This window comes from Devosia sp. (assembly GCF_034675085.1).
In the GTDB taxonomy this organism is placed as follows: domain Bacteria; phylum Pseudomonadota; class Alphaproteobacteria; order Rhizobiales; family Devosiaceae; genus Devosia.
In genome coordinates, this window is the sequence record NZ_JAUCDN010000172.1 from 1 (window position 1) to 7222 (window position 7222).

The 7222-nt window shown below is 66.0% G+C and carries 10 protein-coding genes and 1 pseudogene; 1 reads left to right on the forward strand and 10 read right to left on the reverse strand.

The annotated features are described in order from the left end of the window. The 8 genes and pseudogenes from VDP82_RS11565 to ruvC all read right to left on the reverse strand — a co-directional run. A pseudogene (locus tag VDP82_RS11565) lies at positions 1-448 on the reverse strand (hypothetical protein); the annotation flags it as partial. Between the two features lie 4 nt (positions 449-452). After that, positions 453-902, reverse strand: coding sequence for a protein TolR (gene tolR / locus VDP82_RS11570; protein ID WP_323015001.1), 450 nt, complete (start codon positions 900-902; stop codon positions 453-455). Beyond that, positions 903-1604 (reverse strand): protein TolQ, encoded by a 702-nt coding sequence (gene tolQ / locus VDP82_RS11575; protein ID WP_323015010.1) that lies wholly within the window; start codon positions 1602-1604, stop codon positions 903-905. It lies immediately after the preceding gene. A 193-nt stretch (positions 1605-1797) separates the two neighbouring features. Further along, on the reverse strand, positions 1798-2190 hold the full coding sequence (gene ybgC / locus VDP82_RS11580; RefSeq protein ID WP_323015002.1) for a tol-pal system-associated acyl-CoA thioesterase: 393 nt from the start codon (positions 2188-2190) through the stop codon (positions 1798-1800). Further along, positions 2187-2681, reverse strand: coding sequence for an NUDIX hydrolase (locus VDP82_RS11585; protein ID WP_323015003.1), 495 nt, complete (start codon positions 2679-2681; stop codon positions 2187-2189). The genes ybgC and VDP82_RS11585 overlap by 4 nt, the downstream gene beginning before the upstream one ends. Then, the gene (gene ruvB / locus VDP82_RS11590) at positions 2678-3715 is read right to left on the reverse strand and encodes a Holliday junction branch migration DNA helicase RuvB (protein ID WP_323015004.1); all 1038 of its coding nucleotides are present in this window, start codon (positions 3713-3715) and stop codon (positions 2678-2680) included. The genes VDP82_RS11585 and ruvB overlap by 4 nt, the downstream gene beginning before the upstream one ends. A 75-nt stretch (positions 3716-3790) precedes the next feature. Further along, positions 3791-4411 (reverse strand): Holliday junction branch migration protein RuvA, encoded by a 621-nt coding sequence (gene ruvA, locus VDP82_RS11595; RefSeq protein WP_323015005.1) that lies wholly within the window; start codon positions 4409-4411, stop codon positions 3791-3793. Continuing rightward, on the reverse strand, positions 4408-4914 hold the full coding sequence (gene ruvC, locus VDP82_RS11600) for a crossover junction endodeoxyribonuclease RuvC (protein ID WP_323015006.1): 507 nt from the start codon (positions 4912-4914) through the stop codon (positions 4408-4410). Before ruvC ends, ruvA begins: the two co-directional genes overlap by 4 nt. A gap of 182 nt (positions 4915-5096) precedes the next feature. Here ruvC and VDP82_RS11605 point away from each other — a divergent pair, with 182 nt between their 5' ends. Next, positions 5097-5825, forward strand: a complete 729-nt coding sequence (locus VDP82_RS11605; RefSeq protein ID WP_323015007.1) for a GGDEF domain-containing protein — start codon at positions 5097-5099, stop codon at positions 5823-5825. A gap of 74 nt (positions 5826-5899) precedes the next feature. Here VDP82_RS11605 and VDP82_RS11610 read toward each other — a convergent pair whose 3' ends face one another. Together VDP82_RS11610 and VDP82_RS11615 are read right to left on the reverse strand one after the other, a co-directional pair. Continuing rightward, positions 5900-6646: a YebC/PmpR family DNA-binding transcriptional regulator gene (locus VDP82_RS11610; RefSeq protein ID WP_323015008.1), complete on the reverse strand. Its 747-nt coding sequence runs from the start codon at positions 6644-6646 to the stop codon at positions 5900-5902. Positions 6647-6749: 103 nt separating this feature from the next. Further along, on the reverse strand, positions 6750-7222 hold a 473-nt coding region (locus tag VDP82_RS11615; RefSeq protein WP_323015009.1), incomplete at its 5' end, for a YmdB family metallophosphoesterase.

Consider the following 7222-nt stretch of genomic DNA (forward strand, 5'->3'; position numbering starts at 1 on the left):
CGGGCGGGACGCGCGGCGCCGGCTCGGGCTCGGGCACGGGCTCGGGCTGCGGCTCAGGCTCCGGCGCGGGCTGGGGAGCCGGTTCCGGCTCGGGGACCGGTTCAGGCTCCGGCTCGGGCACCGCTTCCGGAGCCGGGGCGGTATTGGTGACCGGGGCGGGCGTGGGAATATCCGCCGGCGAGGGCGTCACCTGGTCCTGCTCGGTATTGCCGGTGGGCTGGGCCAGCTCGGCGGGTTGGTCGTCCTCGACGATGGAGGGGGTTTCGGTCTCCACGATCTGGCTGGTGAGCTGCCCGGCGCGGATATTGGAATATTCCTCGATGGGCACGAGGTCCACGGAAATGGATTCGACCACGGGCGTCATCGGTTCGGTCAGCCCCAGATGAATGAGACCGATCGTCAGCACAACGATATGAGCGACAACCGAAACCGCGAGGCCTGTGCGCACTGGACTAGCCCGGTTCCCGCTCGGTGATGAGCCCGATCTTGGTAAAGCCCGCCGCCGAGAGAATGCCCATGACGCGCATCACCGTGCCGTAATTTGCGGTGGTATCGCCGCGCAGGAAGATGCGGTCCTCGGTGCCGTTGACGGCCATGGCGGTGACGGTGCTGACCAGCTCGGCCTCGCCCACCGGGGTCTGGTCGACATAGATCGTGCCTTCCGGGGTCACCGCCACGGTGATCGGCTGGGTCTGGCTCGGCATTTCATTGGCCGCCGTCTTGGGCAGGTCGATGGGCACGCCCGCCGTCATCATCGGAGCGGCCACCATGAAGATGATGAGCAGCACCAGCATGACGTCCACCATGGGCGTCACGTTGATCTCGCTCATCACCGCCCGGCTCTTGCGGCGGCGGCGACGGCCTCCGCCGCCGGCTCCGCCCGCGCTCACACCCATCCCCATCTAGCGGCTCCGCGCTTCGAGCTGGCGGCTCAGAATGGTGGAGAATTCATCGGCAAAGCCCTCCAGCCGCCCGGTCATCTTGGCCGCGTCGGCGCTGAGCTTGTTGTAGAAAATCACCGCCGGAATGGCCGCGACCAGGCCAATGGCGGTGGCGAACAGCGCCTCGGCGATGGGCCCGGCCACCACGGCCAGATTGGTGGAGGAGGACGAAGCGATATTGGTGAAGGCGTTCATGATGCCCCACACCGTGCCAAAAAGGCCGATAAAGGGCCCGGACGCGCCGACCGTGGCCAGGAACCCCAGGCGCTTTTCCAGGTTCTCGCTTTCGCGCGCTATGGCCACGTCCAGCACCTTGTCGAGACGCTGCTGCATGCCCACGAAGCTGGCCGCGTTCTGCTCGTGGCTGCGCTTCCATTCCTTCATGGCGGCGACGAACACCGCGCCCAGCCCTCCCGAGGCGTGCTCGGCCTGCTGCTGGTAAAGCTCTTCGAGCGACTGGCCCGACCAGAAGGTGCGTTCGAACCGGTTCATTTCGGCCTTGAGGCGCCGATAGGCGATGGTCTTGTCGATGATGATGGCCCATGACCAGACCGAGGCGGCCAAAAGGCCCAGCATGACCAGCTTGACGACCCAGTCGGCGGCCCAGAATAGCCCCCAGATGGAGAAATCGGCGTGTGGGGCGACCGCCCCGACAGCGTCCATGGCTTCCATTATGTGATCCTTCTCGGCCCGGTTCGCTCAACCGACCCTCAGGCATCAGGCGATGGGGTCGAAATCTGTCAAAATTAAGAGAAATGCCCCGCAATGCCGGGCCTTTCGACCTGACGCGCGGACCATCGGCCCCTTTGCCGCAATTATGGTCAAGAACTGGTTAAAAAAGAGAGTCGGGGCGTGCTCAGCCGCCCAGCAGGGCGCGCAGCGCTCCGGGCAGGCGCGCCGGCCCGCCACTGGTGCGGATGGCGGCCACCTCCACCTCGGCGCGGGTGAGCACCGCGTCACCGCGCGAAATAACCTGCGCCAGTAGCAGCCGCGCCCCGCCTACCTTGACCACTTGCGTGGTCACGGTGAGCAGATCGTCGATATGGGCGGGGGCGACAAAATCGATGGTCATTCGCCGCACGGCGAAGGCCAGCCCCTCGGCCATCAACTCGGAATGATGGATGCCCAGGTCGCGCAGGAACTCGGTGCGCCCGCGCTCGAAGAATTTCAGATAGGCCGCGTGATAGACATTGCCCGAAAAATCGGTGTCCTCGTAATAGATGCGCACAGCAAGGCGATGCGGGGTCATGCCGGCCGCTCGTCGTAAACGACATGGGCCGGGACGGCGGGCGGATCGCGCAGGAAATCGGGGAGCCAGCGCGGCAGCAGATTGGCCTTTTCAAGCGCGTCGCCGGCCAGCGGCAGCCAGTCGAAATAGAGGTCGTGCCCCTCGTCGCGCCGCTTGAGCCAGGGCGAGCGCCCGTCCGGCGCCTGGCCGGGCAGGCTCAGCGCATAGAAAAAGCCGATCTCGTGAAAATCCTCGCCCTGGCGGCGGTAGAAACTTTCCGAGGTGGCCAGGAGCGGGCCAAGCTCGGCCGGCAGGGCCAGTTCCTCGGCGATTTCCCGTTCGAGGCTGAAGGCGCTGGGCTCGCCCAGCTCCACGCGCCCGCCGGGCAGCATGACATAGGCATCGTCATCCTCGCGGCAGACCAGCACATGGTTTTCGACGAGGATGATGGCGGCGACGCGAAAATTGAAACGCTGTCCGCCGACGGGAAAGCTGATGATCTGGCGGCTCATTCCTCAGGCTCCTCGAAGAGGCTCTGTTGCAGTCCGACAAAGCCCTGCGGCACCACGCGTCCCAGATGCTGGAAGGCGATGCCGGTGAGCATGCGACCGCGCGGCGTACGCTGGATGAAGCCCTGCTGGATCAGATAGGGCTCGACGATCTCCTCGATGGCGTCGCGCGGCTCGCTCAGGGCCGCCGCGATGGTCTCGATGCCCACCGGGCCGCCATTGTAGAAATCGGCAATGGTGGTGAGATAGCGCCGGTCGAGCTGGTCGAGCCCGCGCGCATCGACATCGAGCCGCAGCAGCGCCATGTCGGCCAATTTGCGGTCGATCTGGCTGGCCCCTTCCACCAGGGCGAAATCGGTGACCCGGCGCAGCAGGCGCCCGGCGATGCGCGGCGTCCCGCGCGAGCGGCGCGCGATCTCCATCGCCCCATCGGGCGACATCGGCGTGCCCATCAGCCGGGCTCCGCGCGTCACGATCTGCACCAGTTCCTCGGGCGTATAGAAATTGAGCCGCACCGGAATGCCGAAGCGGTCGCGCAGCGGCGTGGTCAGCAGCCCCGCCCGCGTCGTCGCGCCCACCAGCGTGAACCGCGCCAGATCGATGCGCACCGAGCGCGCCGCCGGCCCCTCTCCGATGATGAGGTCGAGCTGGAAATCCTCCATGGCCGGATAGAGCATTTCCTCGACGGCCGGGTTGAGGCGGTGGATCTCGTCGATGAAGAGCACGTCGCGCTCTTCGAGATTGGTCAGCAGCGCCGCCAGGTCACCCGCCTTGGCGATCACCGGGCCGGAGGTGGCGCGAAAGCCCACGCCCAGCTCCTTGGCGATGATCTGGGCCAAAGTGGTCTTGCCCAGCCCCGGCGGGCCGACAAAGAGCACATGATCGAGCGCCGCGCCGCGCGTTCTGGCGGCCTGGATGAACACTTCCAGATTGGCCCGCGCATCGGCCTGCCCGACGAAATCGGCAAAGCCGGAGGGGCGCAGCGAGACATCGAGCGGATCGTCGCGCCCGGCGGAGGGTGAGGTAAGATCGGTCAAGCGTCTTTTTCCATTGTCCTTGCCCGGCCGGCATCGGCCGGACGGAACCCATCACCCTGTCTTATGGCGTAAAGATCACGCCTGGCTCAATTCCCGCAGGCCCAGGCGGATGAGCTTTTCGGTAGCCACCCCATCCCCTTCCCGCGCCACGACGCGCGCCAGCGCCGCCGAGGCCTGGGCGCCCGAATAGCCCAGATTGGTCAGCGCCGAGACGGCATCGGAAACCGCGCCCCCCGCCACCCCTTCGCCCAGGGCCTGTTGCAGCCCCAGGGTTCCGGCGTCGATCCCCGGCGCGGCGGGCACCTTGCCCTTGAGCTCGGTGACCAGCCGGGTGGCCAGCTTGGGCCCCACGCCATTGGCGCGGCCCATCATGGCCTTGTCCTGCAAGGCGATGGCGCTGGCCAGCTCGGATGGCGACAGCGCCGAAAGGATGGCGAGCGCCACCCGCGCGCCCACGCCCTGCACGGTCATGAGCAGATTGAACCAGCTTTTTTCCGCCTCGCTGGCAAAGCCGTAGAGCCGGATCATGTCCTCGCGCACGATGGTCTCGATGAAGACCACCGCCGCTTCGCCGACACGCGGCAGCGCCTGGAGCGTGCGCGCCGAGCAATGGGCCTGGTAGCACACCCCGCCGCAATCGATCAGCACGCTATCCTCGCCGAAACTGTCCACCAGCCCCTTGAGCTTGCCGATCATGCCGACGCCCTCAGCCGCTGGTTGGCGACGCGGTGATGGGCATGACAAATGGCGATGGCCAAGGCGTCGGCGGCGTCGGCCCCCTTGAAATCAGCCGCCGGCATCAGCGTCTTGACCATGAGCTGAACCTGTCCCTTTTCCGCATGGCCCGTGCCCACCACCGATTTCTTGACCAGATTCGCCGCATATTCGGCAACCGGCAGGCCCCGCGCCGCAGGCGCCAGCATGGCGATGCCCCGCGCCTGCCCCAAAAGCAGCGCCGAGCGCACCCCGGCATTGACGAAGGTTTCCTCCACCGCCGCCTCGGCGGGGGCGAAGCGCTCGATCACCGCGCTCAATTCCCGGAACAGCGCGGCCAGCCGCTCGGCCAGCGGCGCCGAGACCGGCGGGGTCACCGTGCCGACGGCAATGAAGCTCAGCCGGTTTCCCGCGCTTTCGATGATTCCCCAGCCGCAGCGGCGCAGGCCGGGGTCGATGCCGATGATTCGCGTGGCGCTTTGCATGCTTCATCCTTAGTGAATGCCGCACAGCCTACCAAGGCCAATGTGAACAAATCGGCAACACGGCCGGTGGAAAACCCGGGATGGATAAAATTTCATGGGTTTTGCCAACTCCATCTTAAGTGTGCGCTCCTAGGGTCCAGCCCGGAACGCAGGGGCACGCAATGACACCACCGGACACCAGATTGACCAGGCAGGCCTGGAAGCGGGTCTATGCAATCACCGCGCTGGTGGTGTCGATTTCGGCGCTGCTGTCGGCGGTGCTGACAAATCTGCTGATGAGCGCGCTCTCTTCGGGGGTCAATCTGCAGGGGCTTCTCGTGGCCGTGCTGCTGCCCACCGCCGTGGGCGGGCCGACTATCTTTTTCCTCATTCTCAAGCACGAACAGTTGCAGCACAGCAACCGCCAGCTCGAATTGATGGCCACCACCGACTGGCTGACCGGCTGCCTCAATCGCGGCGCCTTCACCCGGCAGGTGACCGACCTGCTGGCCGCCCGGCAGAAAACCGACAAGGGCGTGCTGCTGGTGGTGGATGCCGACGAATTCAAGCGCGTCAACGACCGCTTCGGCCACCAATGCGGCGACGAGGCGCTGCAACGCATCGCCGCCGCCATCCGCCACGCCACAAGCTCGCGCGACCTGGTGGGCCGGCTGGGGGGCGAGGAATTCGGCGTCTTTCTCAATCATGTGGAGGCCGACAAGGCCGACCGGGCCGCCGAGCGCATCCGCCGCGCCGTGGCCGACATCGTCTTCGCGCCCGAAGGCGAGCCCTATCCGCTTTCGGTGAGCATCGGCGGCGCCGACTGCGCCGGGCATGACAGCTTCAGCGCCGTCTATCGCCAGGCCGACCAGCAGCTTTATGAAGCCAAGCATGCCGGCCGCGACTGCGTGGTCATGGGAGAGGCCGCTTGACGCACCCGCTCGAGCAGGCATGAAAAAGGGCGGCGTCGCCGCCACCCTCACTATATTTCCCGAAAATTGGCGACTCAGCCTTCGAGCTTGGCCGCGTCTTCGTCGCTCATCTCGAAATTGGAATAGACGTTCTGCACGTCATCATCTTCTTCCAGCGTGGCGATGAGCTTCATCAGCGTCGCGCCCTTTTCGGCGTCGATGACGGTGGAGGTCTGCGGCTTCCAGATCGCCTTGACCGCTTCAGCCTCACCCAGCACCTTTTCCAGCGCCGCGGCCACGTCGACCATGGCCTCGAAGCTGGTGGTGATGTAGTGGCCGTCCTCGGCGGTTTCCACGTCGTCGGCGCCGGCCTCGATGGCGGCTTCCATTATATGGTCTTCAGAGCCGGCCGAAAGCGGATAGGTGATCTCGCCCACCTTGTCGAACATGAAGCCGACCGAATTGGTTTCCCCCATCGCCCCGCCATTCTTGGAGAAATAGGAGCGGACATTGGAGGCGGTGCGGTTGCGGTTGTCGGTCAGCGTCTCGACGATGATGGCGACCCCGCCCGGGCCATAGCCCTCATAGCGGATCTCGTCGTAATTCTCGCCCTCGCCGCCCATGGCCTTCTTGATGGCGCGGTCGATATTGTCCTTGGGCATGGACTGGGCGCGCGCATTGGTCACCGCCAGGCGCAGCCGGGCATTGAAGGCGGGATCGGGCATGCCGAGCTTGGCGGCAACGGTGATTTCGCGCGCGAGCTTGGAAAAGACCTTGGAGCGCGCCGCATCCGACTTGCCCTTGCGGTGCATGATGTTCTTGGCGTGGGAATGGCCGGCCATTCAGGACCTCAAAGATGGGAACTGTAAAATCGGCCCGCTTATAGGGGCTGGATCGGCAAAAATAAAGCGCCCGGCCTCTCAGGGGCAGGATCGGCCCCGGGGCTCAGCCGAAATCGGGCTCGGCCTGGCTCAGGCTTCCCCCCAGCCGCAGCGGCATGACCCGCAGCGCCAGCCCGGTGCGCGGATCGGTCTCCACCGCCACGCCGCACAGCGTCGCCTCGCCCTCGGCCGGGGTGAAGCGGCCATTGGGAATGCCGGTGAGGAAGCGGTTGAGCGGCTCCTCGGTCTCGGTGCCGATGATGGAATCGAAATCTCCGCACATGCCGGCATCGGCCATCAGCGCCGTGCCCCCGCGCAGCACACGGTGGTCGGCGGTGGGAATATGGGTGTGGGTGCCCACCACCAGGCTCACCCGCCCGTCGAGAAACTGCCCCATGGCCTGAATCTCGGAGGTCGCCTCGGTGTGGAAATCGACAATGATGGCGTCGGCCTGCTCGCCCAGCGGACAGGCGGCCACGGCAGCCTCGACGGCGCGGAACGGATCGTCGATGGGCGGCATGAACACCCGCCCCTGCG

What these genes read in the sequence shown, in the direction of transcription:
- tolR (WP_323015001.1), bottom strand. Translation starts at nt 902, where the DNA reads ATGGGGATGGGTGTGAGCGCGGGCGGAGCCGGCGGCGGAGGCCGTCGC.
- tolQ (WP_323015010.1), bottom strand. Translation starts at nt 1,604, where the DNA reads ATGGACGCTGTCGGGGCGGTCGCCCCACACGCCGATTTCTCCATCTGG.
- ybgC (WP_323015002.1), bottom strand. Translation starts at nt 2,190, where the DNA reads ATGACCCCGCATCGCCTTGCTGTGCGCATCTATTACGAGGACACCGAT.
- VDP82_RS11585 (WP_323015003.1), bottom strand. Translation starts at nt 2,681, where the DNA reads ATGAGCCGCCAGATCATCAGCTTTCCCGTCGGCGGACAGCGTTTCAAT.
- ruvA (WP_323015005.1), bottom strand. Translation starts at nt 4,411, where the DNA reads ATGATCGGCAAGCTCAAGGGGCTGGTGGACAGTTTCGGCGAGGATAGC.
- ruvC (WP_323015006.1), bottom strand. Translation starts at nt 4,914, where the DNA reads ATGCAAAGCGCCACGCGAATCATCGGCATCGACCCCGGCCTGCGCCGC.
- VDP82_RS11610 (WP_323015008.1), bottom strand. Translation starts at nt 6,646, where the DNA reads ATGGCCGGCCATTCCCACGCCAAGAACATCATGCACCGCAAGGGCAAG.